Source organism: Photobacterium leiognathi (assembly GCF_030685535.1).
Classification (GTDB): Bacteria; Pseudomonadota; Gammaproteobacteria; order Enterobacterales; family Vibrionaceae; genus Photobacterium; species Photobacterium leiognathi.
The window spans coordinates 1,053,999-1,074,615 of the sequence record NZ_CP131601.1 but is presented as its reverse complement, the minus strand read 5'-3'; the positions used below and the strand labels follow the sequence as shown (position 1 = coordinate 1,074,615).

18 protein-coding genes are annotated in these 20,617 nt (G+C 42.0%); 15 read left to right on the top strand and 3 right to left on the bottom strand.

The window, feature by feature from the left end:
• The first annotated feature begins 139 nt into the window (after positions 1-139).
• From Q7674_RS12190 to Q7674_RS12150, 9 genes are all read left to right on the top strand, one after another.
• Positions 140-1,048: a DUF72 domain-containing protein gene (locus Q7674_RS12190; protein ID WP_045063960.1), complete on the top strand. Its 909-nt coding sequence runs from the start codon at positions 140-142 to the stop codon at positions 1,046-1,048.
• 215 nt (positions 1,049-1,263) lie between these two features.
• Entirely contained in the window at positions 1,264-1,992 is a 729-nt protein-coding gene (cmoA, locus tag Q7674_RS12185; RefSeq protein WP_008986605.1) for a carboxy-S-adenosyl-L-methionine synthase CmoA, read from the top strand.
• A 15-nt stretch (positions 1,993-2,007) separates the two neighbouring features.
• Entirely contained in the window at positions 2,008-2,982 is a 975-nt protein-coding gene (gene cmoB, locus Q7674_RS12180) for a tRNA 5-methoxyuridine(34)/uridine 5-oxyacetic acid(34) synthase CmoB (protein WP_008986604.1), read from the top strand.
• Between the two features lie 86 nt (positions 2,983-3,068).
• Positions 3,069-3,878: an ATP-dependent zinc protease family protein gene (locus Q7674_RS12175; protein WP_045063962.1), complete on the top strand. Its 810-nt coding sequence runs from the start codon at positions 3,069-3,071 to the stop codon at positions 3,876-3,878.
• Positions 3,879-3,892: 14 nt separating this feature from the next.
• Positions 3,893-5,401 carry an inactive transglutaminase family protein gene (locus tag Q7674_RS12170; protein WP_008986602.1) on the top strand — a complete coding sequence of 503 codons (1,509 nt, stop codon included), beginning with the start codon at positions 3,893-3,895 and terminating at the stop codon, positions 5,399-5,401.
• Between the two features lie 3 nt (positions 5,402-5,404).
• On the top strand, positions 5,405-6,379 hold the full coding sequence (locus Q7674_RS12165) for an alpha-L-glutamate ligase-like protein (RefSeq protein ID WP_008986601.1): 975 nt from the start codon (positions 5,405-5,407) through the stop codon (positions 6,377-6,379).
• A 133-nt stretch (positions 6,380-6,512) separates the two neighbouring features.
• The gene (locus Q7674_RS12160) at positions 6,513-7,019 is read left to right on the top strand and encodes a VC2046/SO_2500 family protein (RefSeq protein WP_008986600.1); all 507 of its coding nucleotides are present in this window, start codon (positions 6,513-6,515) and stop codon (positions 7,017-7,019) included.
• 223 nt (positions 7,020-7,242) lie between these two features.
• Positions 7,243-7,512 (top strand): SDR family NAD(P)-dependent oxidoreductase, encoded by a 270-nt coding sequence (locus Q7674_RS12155; RefSeq protein ID WP_305423861.1) that lies wholly within the window; start codon positions 7,243-7,245, stop codon positions 7,510-7,512.
• Positions 7,513-7,764: 252 nt separating this feature from the next.
• Positions 7,765-7,932, top strand: a complete 168-nt coding sequence (locus Q7674_RS12150; RefSeq protein WP_305423859.1) for a Rossmann-fold NAD(P)-binding domain-containing protein — start codon at positions 7,765-7,767, stop codon at positions 7,930-7,932.
• Between the two features lie 152 nt (positions 7,933-8,084).
• Here Q7674_RS12150 and adhE read toward each other — a convergent pair whose 3' ends face one another.
• The gene (gene adhE, locus Q7674_RS12145) at positions 8,085-10,778 is read right to left on the bottom strand and encodes a bifunctional acetaldehyde-CoA/alcohol dehydrogenase (RefSeq protein ID WP_045063964.1); all 2,694 of its coding nucleotides are present in this window, start codon (positions 10,776-10,778) and stop codon (positions 8,085-8,087) included.
• A gap of 716 nt (positions 10,779-11,494) precedes the next feature.
• On the opposite strand from adhE, the gene Q7674_RS12140 reads away from it, so the two are divergent.
• From Q7674_RS12140 to Q7674_RS12125, 4 genes are all read left to right on the top strand, one after another.
• Positions 11,495-12,133 carry a YchE family NAAT transporter gene (locus tag Q7674_RS12140; RefSeq protein WP_008986597.1) on the top strand — a complete coding sequence of 213 codons (639 nt, stop codon included), beginning with the start codon at positions 11,495-11,497 and terminating at the stop codon, positions 12,131-12,133.
• Positions 12,134-12,338: 205 nt separating this feature from the next.
• A complete protein-coding gene (locus Q7674_RS12135; protein WP_305423857.1) occupies positions 12,339-13,157 on the top strand; it encodes an ion transporter in 819 nt (272 codons plus the stop codon).
• 149 nt (positions 13,158-13,306) lie between these two features.
• Complete coding sequence (locus tag Q7674_RS12130; RefSeq protein ID WP_045063966.1) at positions 13,307-15,664, top strand: AAA family ATPase; 2,358 nt, start codon at positions 13,307-13,309, stop codon at positions 15,662-15,664.
• Positions 15,665-16,546 (top strand): mechanosensitive ion channel family protein, encoded by an 882-nt coding sequence (locus Q7674_RS12125; RefSeq protein ID WP_008986594.1) that lies wholly within the window; start codon positions 15,665-15,667, stop codon positions 16,544-16,546.
• A gap of 55 nt (positions 16,547-16,601) precedes the next feature.
• On the opposite strand, the gene cysS is transcribed toward Q7674_RS12125, so the two are convergent.
• Positions 16,602-17,984 (bottom strand): cysteine--tRNA ligase, encoded by a 1,383-nt coding sequence (gene cysS / locus Q7674_RS12120; RefSeq protein WP_045063968.1) that lies wholly within the window; start codon positions 17,982-17,984, stop codon positions 16,602-16,604.
• 201 nt (positions 17,985-18,185) lie between these two features.
• On the opposite strand from cysS, the gene Q7674_RS12115 reads away from it, so the two are divergent.
• Together Q7674_RS12115 and lpxH are read left to right on the top strand one after the other, a co-directional pair.
• Positions 18,186-18,680, top strand: a complete 495-nt coding sequence (locus Q7674_RS12115; RefSeq protein WP_045063970.1) for a peptidylprolyl isomerase — start codon at positions 18,186-18,188, stop codon at positions 18,678-18,680.
• A 46-nt stretch (positions 18,681-18,726) separates the two neighbouring features.
• A complete protein-coding gene (gene lpxH / locus Q7674_RS12110; RefSeq protein ID WP_045063971.1) occupies positions 18,727-19,467 on the top strand; it encodes a UDP-2,3-diacylglucosamine diphosphatase in 741 nt (246 codons plus the stop codon).
• Positions 19,468-19,497: 30 nt separating this feature from the next.
• On the opposite strand, the gene Q7674_RS12105 is transcribed toward lpxH, so the two are convergent.
• Entirely contained in the window at positions 19,498-20,400 is a 903-nt protein-coding gene (locus Q7674_RS12105; protein WP_045063973.1) for a sulfite exporter TauE/SafE family protein, read from the bottom strand.
• Positions 20,401-20,617 lie beyond the last annotated feature (217 nt).

Genomic DNA, 20,617 nt, shown 5'->3' with positions numbered 1-20,617 from the left:
CACGTAATTCCTCACCAATTGATCATGACTGTTTATTTCCCTATTTCTTTAGTCTATTTGCGCAGTAATTTCACTGTTTTCCTGCTAAATTACCTTACATTAACGTCTTGCTGCTGATTTATTAACCTTAACGAACACTATGTCTTTACCTATGCATCCACCACTGCCGCTTTATCTTGGCTTATCACAATGGTCACATAATCATTGGCTACAAAGTTTGTATGGCCAAGGCTGTAAAAATAGCGACCGCCTATCACGTTATGCTGAGGTTTTTCATACTGTGGAAGGTAATACCACCTTCTATGCCATCCCAAGTATGACAACAGTAAAAAACTGGAACGATGCCACTCCAGAATCGTTTCGTTTTACTTTTAAAATTCCTCAAACCATCACCCATCAGCAGCAGCTTCGTCACAGTAATCAAAGTTTGGTGGATTTTCTTAATACCATGTCCCCTGTTGAAGAAAAAACAGGTTGCTGGATGATCCAACTCCCTGCCCGTTTTGCACCTAACGATCTGCCACTACTTGATGCTTTTCTCGATCAATTCCCCAAACACGTCACGACGGGTGTTGAAGTGCGTCATCCGGCATTTTTTGCCAAAGGTGATGAAGAAAAAGCACTCAATAGAATGCTATTAGAAAAAGGCAGCAACAGAATCATTATGGATAGCCGTCCAGTGTTTTCAGCCACACCAAACACTGACGCGATTATTGATGCGCAAAAGAAGAAGCCTCACGTTCCTGTTCACGCCATTGCTACCGCTGATAATCCGGTGATCCGTTTTATTGGTCACCCAGATGATGCTTGTAACGATCCTTTTTTCAAAAACTGGCTACAACGTTTACCGCTGTGGATAGCGGAAGGTAAAACACCGTATTTGTTCATTCATACCCCAGATAACAATGCTGCGCCTGAATCTGCCCGTCGGTTATATGGCGTGTTACGTGAACATATTGCAAAAACACAGCCGAGCTTGAGCCCTCTACCTGAACTGGCAATGCCAACAAATACGGAAATGGTTACACCGCAAATATCGTTACTGTGATCATGTATACCCAAGTAACTTCCTTTTATTTTCGGATTCGCTTGAAGAGATTTCTTATAAAGCAACTAATCAGAAAACATTAAAGACAAATGCTGCTATTTTCTCTACAATACGCGACCTTTCAAAGGTGATGGATCGCCTGAGTATCAGCAAGGTTTGGTACTCAATACACACAAAGGATCCCTGTTCTTTATATATTATGAGGTTCGTGAGAAATGGCAGGCCACGACAATATTTTTGCTGCGCCAATTGAAAAACTGGGTGATTTCACGTTTGATGAACGTGTAGCTGAAGTTTTCCCTGATATGATCCAACGCTCGGTTCCGGGTTACAGCAATATCATTTCAGCCATTGGTATGTTAGCTGAGCGCTTTGCCAAGCCTCATTCTAAAATCTTCGATCTTGGTTGCTCTTTAGGTGCAGCCACTCTCTCTATGCGTCGTCATATCCAGCAAGAAGGATGTGAAATATTAGCAATTGATAACTCAGCTGCTATGGTTGAACGTTGTCGCTTATTAGTTGACGCATATCGCTCTGATACACCTGTACAAGTCATTGAAGCTGATATTCGAGAGGTCGACATTGTTGATGCCTCGGTGGTCGTTTTAAACTTCACCCTGCAATTTCTTGCCCCACAAGATCGCCAAGCATTATTAGAGAAAATCTATCAAGGCTTGCGCCCTGGCGGCATTTTAATTCTCTCTGAGAAATACATTTTCGATGATGAACGTGCGAATGAATTATTGATCGATCTTCACCACGATTTTAAACGAGCGAATGGTTACAGCGAACTGGAAATCAGTCAAAAACGTAGCGCGATTGAAAACGTGATGCGTCCTGACAGTATTGAAACCCATAAAGCGCGTTTCAATCAGATTGGTTTCTCTAGCTCAGAAGTATGGTTCCAATGCTTCAACTTCGGCTCAATGTTCGCGATTAAATAAGGTTTTTTGTTCCATATGTTTAGTTTTTCTGATTTTTATCAGCTTATTGCACAACACGATACGTTACGTCCATGGCTTAATACTCTTCCTAAACAATTAAGTGATTGGGAAGAAAGTGAGCATGGTGATATGGGTCGTTGGATGCGTGCCCTACAGAAGTTTCCAACCGATAAGCCAGACATCATTGATTTAAAAAATGAAGTGAGCGTGCGTAATGAAGTGCCTATCGCTGACGGTGAGAAAAAGCGTTTAGAAAGCCTATTACGTTTGCTTCACCCATGGCGTAAAGGTCCATACAAGATGCACGACATTCATATTGATACTGAATGGCGCTCAGATTGGAAATGGGATCGCGTATTACCTCACATCAGCCCATTAAAAGGTCGTACTGTGCTTGATGTCGGCTGTGGTAACGGTTACCACATGTGGCGCATGTTAGGCGAAGGTGCAAAACTGACTGTGGGTATTGATCCATCAAACCTATTCTTAATCCAATTTGAAGCGATTAAGCGCTTAATGGGTAACGATGACCGCGCATTTTTACTACCATTAGGTATTGAGCAACTACCTGAGCTAAAAGCGTTTGATACCGTATTTAGTATGGGTGTGCTGTACCACCGCCGTTCGCCGCTAGATCACATTATTCAATTGAAAAACCAACTACGTAAAGGTGGTGAGGTTATTCTTGAAACATTGGTGATCGATGGTGATGAAAATGCCGTGTTAGTTCCGACTCACCGTTACGCGCAGATGCACAACGTTTATTTCTTCCCATCAGCGAAAGCATTAAAGGTGTGGATGGAAAAATGTGGCTTTGTTGATGTCCGTATTGTTGACGAGAATACCACGACAACTGATGAGCAAAGATCAACCGATTGGATGACAAATAATTCTCTTCCGGAATATTTGGATCCAGAAAATCCGTCAAAAACTATCGAAGGATATCCAGCACCAAAACGCGCCGTTTTAGTGGCTCGTAATCCTGACTAGTAACTGACACTGGGATGCTGTTCGCATCCCTTTTTGTAAGGTAAACTACGGTAGACATTAGAAAATAGATGCACATAGGAGATATGATGCTTCGCTTCAGCGTACCATTATTAACATTAGTAATACTGACAGGGTGTTCAACCACGCAGCCACAAGATCATCAAGAAACAATGGCAGCGATCAATAATGTAGAACAGAACATCAACACCAAATTTGATTCTGTATCTACGCGAATGGATTCACAGCAGCAATATATTGCTGAGCTAGAAAATAAATTAGCGTCTATTTCTAAAGATCTAAAATTTATTAAGCAAAAAAGCTTAGTAAAACCTAAAGTCATTGTTGAAAAGCAAATTGTTCGTGTACCTGTCGAGCCTAAGATTGAAGCGAATCCTACGCAAGCGAATGGTAAAGCGATCCTTGGTCAAGAAGAATGGGTTTGGATTGATTCTGTAAAGTCATTCTTTAAAGCTCGTGTCGATACTGGCGCAACAACATCTTCTTTAAATGCTATTGACGTTCAAACATTTGAGCGCGATGGCAAAGAATGGGTGCGCTTTAATCTAAGCCACGATTCGGCTGAAGATACACCAGCAGAAAAAGCGCAAAACGATAAGGCTACGCCTGAAACGATTGAAGCGCCAATTGTTCGTTGGGTTCGTATTCGTCAATCGACTTCAGAAGAAGCGGTTCGTCGTCCAGTGATTGAAGCATGGATCACACTTGGCAGCTTACACGAGAAAGCCCAATTTACCCTTGCAGACCGAACTAAGATGGACTTCCCTGTTTTATTAGGTCGTGAATTCTTTAAAGACATCGCACTTGTTGATGTTGGCAAGCAATTTGTTCAAGGAAAGACTGAGCCAAAACCTGAGCCAGTCAGCGCTAACAAATAATTGATGAGGATGTCATGACGTCTAGAGTACCTTTTTATATCCTAATTTCTCTGCTGATCATTGCAGGCTTAGGACTTAGCATGTATCGCCATGATGTTTACGGTGTGCCGTGGACGCCAGGTGAAGAACGTGCTGTATGGGAAGTGGAAGCACGAGTACAATTCGATGCGGTTGGTGATCCTGTTGAAGTGAAGATGGCTACGCCTGAAACACAAGAAGGCTTTACCCTAATTGATGAAAGTACATCGTCACCTCCAGGTTATTCTGTAGTAATTCACAATACCAAAGAAGGTCGTCAAGCTGACTGGGCTACACGTACTGCCATTGGTAAACAAGTGCTTTACTACAAGACTCAGCTATTAGTTGATGATCAAGCGCAATATAAAGAAGTGCCACCAAAAGGTGAAACTGAAACTGTTAGCTTGAGTAACCCTCAACAAACAGCAGCGACTGCACTTTTGACACAGGCGCGTAATTTATCAGCCAATAACGCCACCTTTACCCGTGAGCTTATTCGCCAGTTGCAAGATAAGCAAAATCAGAATGCCTCTGTTTTACTTGATTCAATGAGCCCACAAGAAGCGATCACGAACTTACTTTCTCTTGAAGGTATTCATTCTCGTATCGTAAGTGGTCTAACGCTGGAAGATGGTCGTCGTCGTCAAACTGTGATGCCAATGGTTGAAGTTTGGGACAACGATAGCTGGAAACTGTTTAACCTAACCACAGGTGAAGAAGGCAAGCCATCGGATGTGATGATCTGGAACCAACAAGGCAGCGCAATGCTAGACGTTGTTGGTGGTCGTAACTCAAACATTAGCTTCTCGATTATTGCTCAGGACATCACGCCACAACGTGCAACAGAAGAGAAGATTAAAGCTGAAGATTTATTAAACTTCTCCATCCACTCTTTACCACTTGAAGAGCAAGCGATGTTTAAAACCATCATGCTTGTGCCAATCGGTGCGTTAATTGTGGTATTCCTACGTGTAATCGTTGGCTTGAAAACCTCTGGTACCTTCATGCCTGTACTGATTGCCGTAGCGTTTGTACAAACTCAGCTATTAACCGGCATTGTCGGTTTCCTATTGATTGTCGGTACGGGTTTGATCATCCGTAGCTACTTATCGAAACTGAACTTACTCTTAGTCTCGCGGATATCCGCGGTGATAATAACGGTAATATTGATCATTTCTATCTTCACCGTGGTGGCATTTAAGATTGGTCTTGTTGAAGGTCTAACCATTACCTTCTTCCCTATGATCATCTTGTCATGGACTATCGAACGTATGTCTATCCTATGGGAAGAAGAAGGTGCAAAAGAAGTCTTCGTACAAGGTGGTGGCTCACTACTGACAGCGATCCTTGTGTACCTTGCAATGACGAACCCAATGATCCGTCACCTAACATTTAACTTTATTGGTGTGCAGTTCATCATTCTAGCTGCCATCCTAATGCTAGGTAACTACACAGGTTATCGTTTAAGTGAACTTCGTCGTTTTAAGCCGCTGACTGAGGACTAATCGATGAATTTATTTTCACGTTTTACTTCACCAAGCAAGCTGAAAGAACGTGGCATCATGGGGATGAACAAGCGTAATCATAGCTACATTGGTCGCTATAATGATCGCAGCCGTTATCCCCTTGTTGATGATAAGTTGAAAACAAAATTTATCGCTCAACAAGCTGGTGCAACCGTTCCTGATTTGATCGGTGTTATCGATAGCCAAGGTTCAGTGAAGAACATTCATGATATGGTCAAAGACTGGCCTGGCTTTGTAATTAAGCCTGCGCAAGGCTCTGGCGGTAAAGGCATCTTAGTTATTGTTAAGCACAAAGACGGGATTTACGTAAAACCGTCTGGCGCTGAAATTAACAAACAAGATGTTGAGCGTCATATTACCAATACCCTAGCTGGACTGTTTTCGCTTGGTGGTAAGAATGACGTTGCCATGGTCGAAAACTTGATTCAATTCGATGATGTTTTTGACGGCTTTAGCTTTGAAGGTGTGCCAGATGTACGTGTTATCGTATTTAAAGGCTACCCTGTGATGGCAATGATGCGTTGTTCAACATCAGCATCTGACGGTAAAGCAAACTTGCACCAAGGTGCTGTTGGTGTGGGTATTGATATCGCATCAGGCAAAGCAATACGTGCAGTGCAATTTAACCAACCTATTGAACGCCATCCAGATACTGATCGCTTACTTAGTGAGCTTCAAGTACCTAACTGGGACAAACTGTTAACCCTTGCTGCAAGTGCATGGGAAATGACAGGTTTGGGCTACATGGGTACAGACATGGTATTGGATAAAGTAAAAGGACCGATGGTTCTTGAGCTAAATGCCCGTCCAGGTCTTGCGATTCAAATTGCTAATGGTTGTGGTTTGTTACCTCGCCTTCGCCATATTGAAAGCATGGGTACCACTGCACATACTCCATCACCAGAAGAGCGTGTTGCTTATGCGGCACATCAATTTGGGGTTAAGCCTGAGTTCTAAGCGAATTTACTAGTTTAACGTTGTAAAGCCCTATCTTCGGATGGGGCTTTTTATTATTAAATTGCATAAAACATTAAAGCTTTTACTACCAGTGTCGATATAAGAAATACTGAGAACATTTAGGCGATAAGCAATGCAATCCATTTCTTTAGACAATATGCTGATTAATGAAATCCAGCTTGGCACAGGGCTCAACCATGCAGTTGAATCTGGTCGTCGTGCTGATTTCTCATTAATGCTGGCATTATTATCTTCAGAGTTAATGGAAAGCACCCCACAAGACACCGACCAAGCGCCTGTTCAATCAGAGCAACAACTTCGCGCTTATTTTGAGCTACCGACACCACAGCCTCTAACAACATCAGAGCACTGCTATCAACGCTCTGCTGAACAAGCGAAAGCATTCCACGAAGCCAGCATTGTTAGCACCCGTTTGCTACAAGGGCTACAACCAACGGCTCTGACTTTTCCAGTGGAAAACACCAAAGGCTTACCCGAAGATATTTTCCATAATCTCTCTGTACATGAGCGTCGTAAACTGCCGCCAGAAGAGCCTCGTCCAATTTCTGCCTCTCCACAAAATTTGTATGCGTCGTTGATCCATGCCAAGCGCACCTCAGAGCTTTATCACGCAGCCTAGCCTGCTCTAGTGCACAAAAACCAAAATATTCAACACTGTACTCATACCAAATACGCATCTTCGTGAACATAGTCAAATACTAGCATATCTAATTATTCTATTGTTTAGTCATTGACTACCATAATAATTAGCTACCGATTACGTATATCTGTAGTTTTATACACTTGCATCAAATATATGTGCAGCGTGTATTTTGGTATAAGTGATCTTGGATGATAACGTTATGCATATTAAAGAATCCGTTATAGTCATTACTGCGGCAGGTTCTCCTATTGGGAGAAAAGTTGCGCATCATTTCGCCTCTCTAGGCGCTAAAATCGCACTCATTGATACAAACCTTAATGCTTTACATACTACGTATAAAGGCTGCATTTACAGCCACCCTGACGTTGAGTTTTTTCATTTAGAAAACACACAGCAAGAGACAATAAAGCAGGTTTTCACCTCTATTTATCGAAGATTTGGGCGTTTTAATATTCTCATTAATTCATAGGCAGAAAGTGCGGATATTCCAAATCTGTTAGATCCTAATGCGATAACTGACTTCACTAAGGTAATGTGCAGCGGTGCAACGACTTTCTTTGCCTTTGGTAAGGTTGCAATTTCATTTATGCAGCATCATAAGCAATAAGCACTCATTATTAACTTAGCAAGTACACAGTCACACCATCAGCCACAATTACCGAATACCTGTAAATGTGTTATTCAAGGCTTAACCCAAAGTTGGTCAAAAGAGTTAGCAGATATGAATATTCGTGTTGGTGGGATATTCCCTATTGATTCACCATCAGACACAAACAGAAACACACCAATTCATGCAGCTTTACTCAACGAGATTGTCAGTAGTATTGAGTATATGATCCGCAATGAATCGTTTAATGGCAGGGTTTTAGAGGCAGAATCTGCTATCTAATCATTCAGTTTAATAATAGGAATACAGCACGCCTAGAAGGTTAGAGATTTAGGTTTAGCTGTATTTCTTTTTATCCAGCTTATACGGCAAACAAAAACGCAGAAAAGAAAAAAGCCCGCTAGTTAGCGGGCTTTTCATTTATCTTTAAAAGATTAAGCTTTTGCTTTTTCTTTCTTACCTTTTGCTGGTTTCTCAGCAACTGGCTCAGACTTCTTAATTACTGTAGTGCCTTCGAAAGTTTCACCTTCAACGAATGCTTTACCGTAGTAAGACGCTAGAAGTACTTCTTTTAGCTCAGAAATTAGAGGGTAACGAGGGTTCGCACCAGTACATTGGTCATCGAACGCTTCTACAGATAGCTCGTCAATCTTCGCTAGGAAGTCAGCTTCAGCCACACCCGCTTCTTGGATAGACATTGGGATCTGTAGGTTAACTTTTAGCTCTTCTAGCCATGCTAGTAGACGCTCAATTTTCTGTGCTGTACGGTCGCCTTCTTGCGTTAGACCTAGGTGCTCAGCAACTTCTGCGTAGCGACGACGTGCTTGTGGACGGTCGTACTGAGAGAATGCTGTTTGCTTCGTTGGGTTATCGTTAGCGTTGTAACGAACCACGTTAGCAATCAATAGTGCGTTCGCTAGACCGTGCGGAATGTGGAATTCAGCACCTAGTTTGTGAGCCATTGAGTGACACACACCTAGGAATGCGTTTGCAAACGCGATACCAGCGATAGTTGCCGCATTGTGTACTTTCTCACGAGCGATTGGGTCATTCGCACCGTTCGCGTAGCTTGAAGGAAGGTACTCTTTTAGCATCTTAAGTGCTTGTAGTGCCTGACCGTCAGAGTATTCGTTAGCAAGAACAGATACGTAAGCTTCTAGTGCGTGAGTTACGGCATCGTAACCACCAAACGCTGTTAGAGACTTAGGCATGTTCATTACTAAGTTAGCATCAACGATTGCCATTTGAGGCGTTAGTTCGTAGTCCGCTAGTGGGTACTTAGCACCTGTTTTATCGTCAGTTACAACTGCAAATGGTGTTACTTCAGAACCTGTACCAGATGTAGTAGTGATACATACTAGTTCAGCTTTCTTACCCATTTTAGGGAACTTGTAAATACGTTTACGGATGTCCATAAAGCGCATCGCTAGTTCTTCGAATGCTGTTTCTGGGTGCTCGTAAAGAACCCACATGATTTTCGCAGCATCCATTGGTGAACCACCACCAAGAGCAAGAATCACGTCAGGTTGGAAGCTCTTCATTGCTTCAGCGCCTTTCTCAACAACAGACAGTGTTGGGTCAGCTTCAACATCAAAGAATGTTTGTACTTCCATACCGTTAGCTTTAAGTAGGCTAACTACTTCATCAGCGTAACCGTTGTTGAATAGGAAACGGTCAGTTACTAGGAATGCACGCTTCTTACCTTCTAGGTCGCTAAGAGCGATTGGAAGGCTACCACGACGGAAGTAGATTGATTTAGGTAGTTTATGCCACAACATATTCTCAGCTCGCTTCGCTACTGTCTTCTTGTTGATAAGGTGCTTAGGACCTACGTTCTCAGAGATAGAGTTACCACCCCATGAACCACAACCTAGAGTTAGAGACGGTGCAACGTTGAAGTTGTAAAGATCACCGATACCACCGTGAGTAGTTGGGATGTTTACAAGAATACGTGCAGTTTTTAGACGGTCACCGAAGTACTTGATACGGTCAGCGTTAACGTCTTGGTTTGTGTATAGGCCAGATGTGTGACCGATACCACCAATTTCAACCATAGTTACTGCTTGGTCTACTGCGTTTTCGAAAGATGACGCACGGAACATACCTAGTGTTGGAGATAGTTTCTCGTGTGCAAATTCGTCATCAGCAGAAACTTGAACACCTTCACCGATTAGGATCTTAGTGTTAGCAGGAACTGTTACGCCAGCCATTGCAGCGATCTTAGTTGCAGGTTGACCTACGATATCCGCATTTAGGTTACCGTTGATTAGTAGCACTTTACGTACTTTATCTGCTTCTTCTTTAGATAAAACGTAACCGTTGTGAGAAGCAAAACGCTCTTTCACTTCGTCATACACTTCATCCATAACGATAACTGCTTGCTCAGAAGCACACACTACACCGTTGTCGAATGTTTTAGACATAAGCACAGATGCTACTGCACGTTTGATGTCTGCAGTTTCGTCGATAACAACTGGAACGTTACCTGCACCTACACCGATAGCTGGTTTACCTGAAGAGTAAGCCGCTTTAACCATGCCTGGACCACCAGTAGCAAGGATAAGGTTGATGTCATCGTGCTTCATTAGCGCATTAGATAGTTCAACTGATGGTTGATCGATCCAGCCGATGATGTCTTTTGGTGCGCCTGCAGCAACAGCAGCATCTAGTACTAATTTTGCAGCAGCGTTAGTTGAGTCTTTAGCACGTGGGTGTGGCGAGAAGATAATCGCGTTACGTGTTTTAAGAGAGATTAAAGATTTGAAAATAGCTGTAGATGTTGGGTTAGTCGTTGGAACGATACCACAAATAATACCTACAGGCTCTGCAATAGTCATGGTGCCGAACTCATCGTTCTCTTCCAAGATACCGCAAGTCTTTTCGTCTTTGTATTTGTTGTAGATAAATTCAGAAGCGAAGTGGTTTTTAATAACCTTGTCTTCGATGATACCCATGCCAGATTCAGCAACGGCTTGCTGAGCTAGAGGAATACGAGCATTGTTAGCTGCAAGAGATGCTGCGCGGAAAATCTTATCCACTTGCTCTTGAGAGTAAGTAGCGAACTCTTTCTGAGCTGCTTTAACGCGTGCAACCATTGCATCTAGTTCAGTCATATTTGTAACAGGCATAGTAGACTCCTACCTTAAGATTGAAAACTTTTTAGTAAGGATACGGCTTGATTCCTTTCTTTCTTCACCCTCTCAGGTCAAGAAAACACATACTTAGTAAATTGCTTTCAAAACTGATTATATTTAGTCATATTTTAAAAAGATTTGATTTAGATCACTATTAATCCACATGTTCAATTAATGCTGGAATTTACTTAAATCGAACAAAAATCAACCCTTTATAAAGTAATATAAGTGTTTTCATCAATATTTCATACAAACGAGATTTACATCACTTATTTCACAAGACGAAATATTACGTAATAAAAATACATTTACTAGTCCCATATTCACCCAGTTGTGATAGTTATCACCTTTTTATATGACAATTGGTCAATATTGAATCATTAATAGATAAGCAACTTGATCAACCAGAGTAGTAGATATTTTGAAGAATGAAAGAATATTAACAAACCGAAGTAATAATCCTATTTTTTTATAAATATCAACACTTCATTTATAGTTAACGCAAACGTTTTAGATTAAAATATCAACTATATGCAATCTTTGTATTTATTTGTGCTAACTACCTAAAAGCACAAAGCCTAATTAACTACAGATTGAAGATGAAACCATTAACTATGCCTTATATACGAGGCCATTTAACGCAGAGATCAAGTGTATTCATTCACACATCTCTAACGACTTACACTTAGCGCCAAACAACAGAGAAAATCATGCAAGCCATTGAAATAGGAATATTTTTACATTTTTTGGTCGGTCTTTTTGCGACCGTTAACCCAGTTGGGATCATGCCTGTTTTTGTTTCATTAACAGGATCTATGACACCTGAAGAGCGAAATAAAACCGCCCTTACCACCAACGTTGCTGTCGCCATTATTTTGGTCGTCGCCTTGATTGCTGGTCAGCACTTGCTGGATTTATTTAGTATTTCTATAGACTCTTTCCGCGTAGCTGGTGGTTTGCTACTGCTTAGCATCGCCTTTTCGATGATGAGCGGTAAGATTGGTGAGGTGAAACAGAATAAAGAAGAGAAATCAGAATCTGCGATCCGTGAACAAGTTGGTGTAGTGCCACTTGCAATGCCGTTAATGGCTGGACCTGGTGCTATCAGTTCAACGATTGTTTACGGTTCAAAATACCCAGGTATGACGTCGACAATTGGTATCGCTATTACTATTGTTGTGTTTGCTTTTGGCTGTTGGTTACTGTTCCGCTCAGCACCTCTGATTGTACGTTTCCTTGGTCAAACAGGCATTAACGTGATCACGCGTATTATGGGTTTGATCCTTGCTGCTCTAGGTATCGAATTTATCATTAACGGCTTGAAAGTGATGTTACCTGGCTTGGTATAAGCTTAATCGCACCATTACATCACTAAAAAAAGTTAATAATTAAAGATAAAGTCTCGGAATTTCCGGGACTTTTCATTTCTCAGCCTTTCTCAACGTCATTTACTCATATAGTCCTATCTAATTTTGCTATACTAGCCTGCTGTTTAATACGCCATACAAAATAAAAAGACATTGGCTTAAGTATTTCATCAACCGACTCCCTATTATGATTAAACTGACACCAAGACAACGCCTTTACCAAATCATTTTTGGCACTTCGACTCGTGCTGGACAACTATTCGATATTGGCTTAATCATTGCCATCATCAGCTCTGAACTCATTCTGATCATTTCATCAGTCTCAAGTATCGAGTCAAAATTCTCGACCGCCTTACTCGGGGCAGAATGGTTCTTTACGATTCTGTTTACAATTGAATATGTTTTACGTCTATATTGTTCGCCAAGACCGCTTGCTTACGCCCGTAGTTTCTATGGCATTATTGACTTAATTGCTATTGTCCCGGCTTATATTTCATTCTTTATTCCTGGTTCAAACTACTTATTAATTGTTCGTTTGATCCGTGTACTACGTATTTTCCGTGTTCTAAAACTGGCGCGATTCTTACAAGATTCCAATATCCTTTTGCGTTCATTACGTCATGCTCAACGCAAGATATTTGTTTTCTTTAGCTCGGTATTAATTCTGGTTACAGTATTTGGCTCTTTGATGTTCTTAATTGAAGGTCCTGAAAATGGCTTTACCAGTATCCCAAAAAGTATTTATTGGGCAATTGTCACCATTACGACAGTCGGTTATGGCGATATCGTGCCGCAAACCGTTATGGGTAAAGCACTCGCCTCACTCACCATGTTGCTTGGTTACTCCATCTTGGCAGTACCTACGCGTATTTTAACCGCTGAAATTAACCAAGAAATGAAAACGACGCGTAACTTAAGGCGCTGCCCAAACTGTGCTACCAGCGGACATGAACTGGATGCCGATTACTGTAAGAAATGCGGTACACAGTTACCGGAGCAAATTTAGTTTTATTGTCACTAGCCATATCTAATGGCTTTCACATTAACCATTTGATCTATAAGACGTGATCTGAACCTTGTTTTTATAACATCAATCAGATCATAGTCTTATATGGTCTACATTTATCTTCATCATTTGGGAAATAGTAAAGATTAATGCGATTAACCATATATTCATTACTCTGTAGCTTGATACTGTTCTTCAGTACGCCAGCTTCAGCCAGCTTAACGCTTTTTGATAATAATCAGCCGGAATTAACGCCAGCTGCGACGAAAATTCATACCGCGATTGATGCGCTGCCCGATCAGCATTTATTTACTAAAAATGATGTTCGAAAAGTTAATTCACTGCTATCAAAAACCCTGTCACAACAGGCGCAGCACCGTAAATTACTTGCAGCAGCATTGACGGCTTATCATAAAAGTGATGATAAAGAACAAGCATGGAAGAAGCTGTCTTCTGTTTACAGCTCACTGCTCAGTATTAGCCAAGATAAAGAACGTTTACTTGATCTAAGCTCATCAGCCATTCAAGACAAAATAACAGGTTTTGGTCCATTTGGTGTCCAGCAGTTCAAATTAGAGCTGTCTATTACTGCACTTAACTTGCGGTATATGGCGCTATACCAACTACGTAGTTTCCAAGGGTTACTACAAGATATGTGGATCTCGCCTGTCCCTGTGTTAATGGTGGCACTAAAAGTTTGCGGTATTTTATTCCTGCTATTCTGGTGGCAGCGTAACAGTGCACGTTTAATTGAACATTTCCGCGAAACACAATTAGAAAACAATCCACATCCTAATCTGATTTTCCGTGCTATTTGGTATATCAGCCGTGCACATCGTCCGATTGGTTGGTTAATTGCAATCACGTTATCGCTACGCATTGTTTCTCAATTACCGAGCTTGCATCACTTAATTTACTTAGAGATCTTCACTTGGTGGATCCTAGGTGGCTCAATTGCTGTTCGCTTTATTCTTGAGTTCGCACGTCGTAACAGTATCAATAACAGTGATGCCGAAGTAGTCGCGCTACGCCTATCCACCATTCGTCAATACGTATGGGGCTTTATTGCAGCAGGCGTAATTTTGCAGATCTCTGCGCGTACATTAGGTCAAGGTACGATTTACGCATGGATTTGGTCAGTAATTTTCTTTGGCTTTATTTTACTAACGTTAGTGACACTTCGCCGTTGGCGACACATTGTGTTCAAGCGTCTTGAAGATGCCCCACACATGCCTATCTCCATTAAGTGGGCGGTTAATCATAAAAATAAATTCTTACTATCTATCCCAGCGACAGCACTAGGTGCAGCATGGCTAACATTACGCCGTTTCCAACACACATTGGTGGCGAATTTATCTAAGTACATTTTCTTCCGTCATGCCTTAGCGTACTTATTCCGTATTGAAGTTGCCAAGCAAACAGAAACGGCGCGTGAACAGTTAAACATGGTACGTATTAAAGGTGCTGCTACGTACGATTATGTTATCCCAGGTAGTGATGATAGCCCGATTATTGAAGACTATGCCCTTGATGAAATTAAGCAACTATCAGGTTACTTATTAACGGATAAGCCTGCGGTTTGTGTGGTATCAGGTGAACGTGGCGTAGGTACAACAACCCTACTTCGCCGCTTATTACATAAAGTAAAGAACGCAACACCGATTTACATTAACTGTCCATACGATGGCTATTCAGAGCTATTGCAACAATTAGCCACTGAACTTGGCTTAGCCGCAAACAGTGATGAAGCAACGATCCTCGATTTCTTACGTAGTAGTGAAGAAACGTATTTATTCGCCATTGATAACGCCCAACGCTTAGTGACCCCGAAAGTGGGTGGCTTGAACGATTTAATGAAGATCACTGATTTAATGCGTCGTAGTCGAAAGAGCCACCGCGCACTATTTGCGATTGAAAAATCATGCTGGCGTTTTGTCGATCGTGCCCGTGGCGAGCGTTTATTGTTTGATTTAGTCACATTTATGCCACGCTGGAGCGAACAACAAATCGGAGATCTTCTAAAAACACGTATTTCATCAGAAGGTGAATACGCCATTAGTTTTGAAGGCTTAGTGCTGCCTCGCCAGTGGGATGAAGATGATATTACCGAAGAAGAGCGCGCACAACGTGGCTTCTTCCGTATTTTATGGGACTACTCTGACGGTAACCCAACGGTTGCAGTGCGCTTTTTCCGTTTCTCACTTCAACGCGATAAAGAAACAAACAAAGTGCTGGTACGTTTATTTAAAGCACCACAATCTGACGATCTGGAGCAAATGCCAAAACCAATGTTGGCGGTATTACGCTCTATCGTTCAATTGGAAGTCGCTTCACCTAAAGAGCTATCAGAGTGTACCCAGCTGAGTATTTCTGAAGTGATCGGTACCCTGCGTTATTTCCAAAGCCGTGGTTTTATTGAATGGTCTGATGATAAGGCAAAAGTGTCTGATCACTGGTTCCGTCATATTACTAATGTCCTCCACCGTCAGCACTTATTGGTGAAATAAATGAAGCGTTTATTGTTTTTATTCAGTGTACTACTGCTTAGTTTTTCTCCAGCAGTATTTGCCGATGACATGCCAAACATCGAAAGCTTTCAACAGTTTGCAAGCTTGATCCGTTGGAGTGGCGTATTATTTTCAGTCTTAACTGTTAGTGCTGCATGGCTATTTTTACGTTTTATCCAATCGGTGGTAGACGGTATTAGTAGCCAGTTTGCTCAACGTCGAATGCTGCTACAAAAGCTGCAATCTTTCTTCCAATTCTTCATTTATATGTCGACAGGTATCGCCGTATTTATGATGAGTTTCCGTGTCGATGATCGTATTCTCGCGCTAATTGGCGGTACGATTGCGGTATCGGTAGGTTTCGCCTTAAAAGACTTGGCCGCCTCATTCATTGCAGGTTTAACAGTAATGATTGACCGTCCGTTCCAAGTCGGTGATCGCGTGACCTTTGAAGGTAACTATGGTGACATTATTACGATCGGTTTACGTTCCGTACGTATGCGCACACTGACCGATGATATTATCACTATCCCGAACAACAAATTCTTAAGTGAAGTGACGGTGAGTGGTAACTATGGTGCGTTAGATATGCAGGTAGTAATACCGTTTTACATCAGCATGGATCAAGACATTCGCCTTGCTCGTGATTTGATCCAAGAAGCCGCATCATCAAGCCGTTACATTCACTTACCAAAGCCTGTAACAGTATTGGTGAAGCAAACTATTACGGATAACTATTTAGCTATCATGCTGACCTGTAAGGCCTATGTGGTTGATACTAAGTATGAAAAGCTATTTGAAACCGACATTACTTTGCGTGTAATGGAAGAGTTTGCGCGTAATGGCATTAAGCCACCAACGATTGCACTAAAGAGCGCATAAATTTCAGATATAAAAAAACCGAGCATCTCGCTCGGTTTTTTATTAATCGCTGTAATTACTTACGACGCCATGTTGTGCCCTGTGCACCATCTTCTAAGATGATACCCATTGCCATTAGCTTATCACGCGCTTCATCCGCTGCTGCCCAGTCTTTTGCTGCACGCGCATCAAGACGTTGTTGGATCAATGCTTCAATTTCTGCCACATCATCATCTTCACCTGCACCACCTTGTAGGAAAGTTTCAGGCTCTTGAGATAGAAGACCTAGCACATCAGCAAGCTCACGCATACGTGCACCTAATACCGATGCCGCCGCTACGTCGTCAGCTTTCAGGCGGTTGATCTCACGCGCCATATCAAATAGCACAGAGTAAGCTTCAGGTGTGTTGAAATCATCATCCATTGCTTCTTTAAAACGAGCAACAAACTCTTCACCACCAGCCGCTTCAACAGACGTATCAAGACCACGAAGTGATGTGTATAGACGCTCTAGTGCAGAACGTGCTTGTTTCAAGTTCTCTTCGCTGTAGTTTAGCTGGCTACGGTAGTGACCAGACATTAGGAAGTAACGTACAGTTTCAGGATCATAGTGGTTTAATACATCACGAATCGTGAAGAAGTTACCTAATGACTTAGACATCTTCTCGCGATCAACCATTACCATGCCACTGTGCATCCAAGTATTTACATACTGAGTATCGTGCGCACAGCAAGATTGTGCGATTTCATTTTCATGGTGCGGGAATTGAAGATCTGAGCCGCCACCGTGAATATCAAAGTGCTCGCCTAAGATTGCAGAGTTCATTGCTGAACATTCAATGTGCCAACCTGGACGACCTGGACCCCATGGTGATTCCCATGTAGGTTCACCTGGCTTAGACATTTTCCATAGTACGAAGTCTAGTGGGCTACGCTTCGCCGTTTCGATATCAACACGTGCGCCAGCTTGAAGTTGATCAAGATCTTGCTTAGATAGACGACCGTAATCTTCAAACTTACTCACTTCAAACATCACATCGCCATTTGATGCAACATAAGCAAAACCACGCTCAATTAGGCGCTCACAAAGTGCGATAATTTCTGCAATAAACTGTGTCGCACGAGGCTCAACGTCTGGACGTTTCATACCTAATGCATCGAAATCCGCATGCATTTCACCGATCAAACGTTCAGTTAATGATTCACAACTTTCGCCATTTTCAGCAGCACGCTTGATGATCTTGTCATCAATGTCTGTGATATTACGAACAAAAGTAAGATCGTAACCAGAATAGCGAAGGTAACGAGAAACCACGTCAAAAGATACAAACGTACGACCGTGTCCAATGTGACACAAATCGTAGATCGTTACTCCACAGACGTACATGCCTACTTTACCAGGCTGGATTGGGGTGAATGCCTCTTTCTGTCGTGTGAGCGAGTTATAGATCTTTAACATGTCTCTTCATTACTCATATTATGGGGGTACAAATTTAGAAAGGTAATTACACCTTTTATGCCTTTTGTTGGCAAGGAAAATCCTTTGATGAATGCTATTTTAGCAATTAGTCATCGATTGATCGGGTAATGTTTGTCTGAGCAGGCTATGGTAAGTTAATATTCGGCTCTTAAAAGAAAATACTCCATTAAGGAAAAGATCATGATTACCCTTCACACAAATTTTGGTGACATCCAAATTAACCTATTCGAAGAACAAGCACCTGAGACATGTGCAAACTTCCTTCAATACTGCCGTGATGGTTTCTACAACGGTACTATTTTCCACCGTGTTATCGATGGTTTCATGATCCAAGGCGGTGGCATGGCACCGGGTATGGAAGAAAAAGAAACACGTGCACCAATCAAGAACGAAGCAAACAACGGTCTTAGCAACAAGACTGGTACACTTGCAATGGCGCGTACTAACGCTCCTCACTCTGCAAGCTCTCAGTTCTTCATCAACGTTAAAGACAACAACTTCCTAGACTTCACTGGCGAAAACATGAGTGGCTGGGGCTACTGTGTATTCGGTGCTGTTGTTGAAGGTATGGACGTTGTTAACAAGATCAAAGCAGTGAAAACTGGTCGTCACGGTTACCACTCTGATGTGCCAGTTGAAGAGGTTGTTATCGAAAGCGTAACAATCGAAGAATAAGTCTTCTTAATTTATCAAGGGTAGCTATCTGCTACCCTTTTTTCATATGACAACACTATTTATTTCAGATCTGCACTTAAGTGCTAGCCGCCCTGATATGACGGATTGTTTTCTGCGTTTTATGGCAGAAGACACCACTAATATCGATGCTTTATATGTGCTTGGCGATCTGTTTGAAATGTGGATCGGTGATGATGAAGAGTCGCCTTTCTTACAGCAAATCAAACAGGCTTTTAAAACACTGACAGATTCGGGCATCCCCTGCTACTTTGTTCACGGTAATCGTGATTTTCTGATCGGCAAACGTTTTAGTCAGCAAACAGGGGTTCAACTATTACCTGAGCACTCGGTGGTTGATCTTTATGATAAACCAACGCTGATCTTACACGGTGATACGCTGTGTATTGAAGATGAAGCGTATCAACGTTATCGCAAGAAAGTGCACAACAAGTTTATTCAATGGTTATTTTTCCGTATCCCACTTTCTAAACGTATCCAAATTGGTGAGAAATTTAGAAACAACAGTAGCAAAAATAATCAGATGAAAAGCCAATCCATCATGGATGTGACAGCTAGTGAAGTCGTCCGTGTAATGGAAGAGTTCCATGTTGATCAAATGATCCATGGTCATACTCACCGACCTGATATTCACTCACTCACCGTTGATGATAAACCAGCGACACGTATTGTGCTGGGTGATTGGTACGAACATGGCTCTGTACTTGTGGTAACCCCTGATGGTTATCAACTAGAAACACGCGCTTTTGAGCAAAGTCAGTCCCAATAAAAAAGGTACGCATCGAGCGTACCTTTTCTTTTATGCTGTCTTATGTTCGACATTCATTTTCTTCAGCTGCTTTCTATCAGTAGCCCAAGAACGATACATAGTAATTGAGGTGTAAAGCACCACGCCACACACTAGCCATGCTAATACCTTCATATCCAGTGATTTCACTAGATATGCAGCAATCACCACCCCAATAGGACCTGTAATTGCTACAGCAACAGAAGCTCGGCTATTGATCTTATTACGGCGAAGGAAACCACCTGCCGAGAAGAAACCTAAGAAGCCACATGAGCACATCATCACAGGGAATGCCGCTAACGGATTCATACCCAACATGTAGATCATCGTCATACATGGTGCGTATAAACCAATACCTACCGTCATTAATGCGCCAAATAAGAAGTTACCTGCAATACCGACTGCCAACTTCCATCCTGTTAAGCCTAAACTGGTTCCGCCAAGCGGGAATAGCTTTAACTGACCCGCTAGCATTAAGCCTGCCACCACTAGCAAGGCACCACTCATTACAATACGAATAAGCTGGCGATCCCAGTTCGATACTAATCGCGCACCGACCGTCGCACCTAAACAGGCTGAAACAACCAAACTAAGTAAAGTAACAGAGTCGACATTAACAGCAGTAAGAAATATGAGAGCCTGTACGACCGTCGCTAAAACGGCTTGGCAATTTAACGTACCAGGCAGTACCTGATCGTCAATAAGCTTAAATTGTTTATAACCTGCTGTCATAATAGCGAAACTTCCAACACCAAGGGTGTCACAGAAGTTTGCAAAACCACCAATCAAGGCGACGGGAATAATACGTGTATCTGCTTCCTGCTTCCGGTTTCTTCGCCATGCTCTAATCAGCATCACAATAAAAACACTACCACCAACAAGCAATCCCGCTTGTATCAAGGTAAATATAGACATAAGTTGCACAAATAGGATTTAACAGTATATTCAAAGGGTAAATCAGATAACTCAAGAATAAATGACAAGCATCCGATAGTGGTCGCCATTATGACGCTAAAACGTACCCCTGACCATTTTTATTCGCTCAACAAATACTCACAATAAAAATTCTTAGGCTTTTTAGCTCCGATTGAGCATAAAACATACATTTAAATGAGGCTTTTTTTGTAGCACG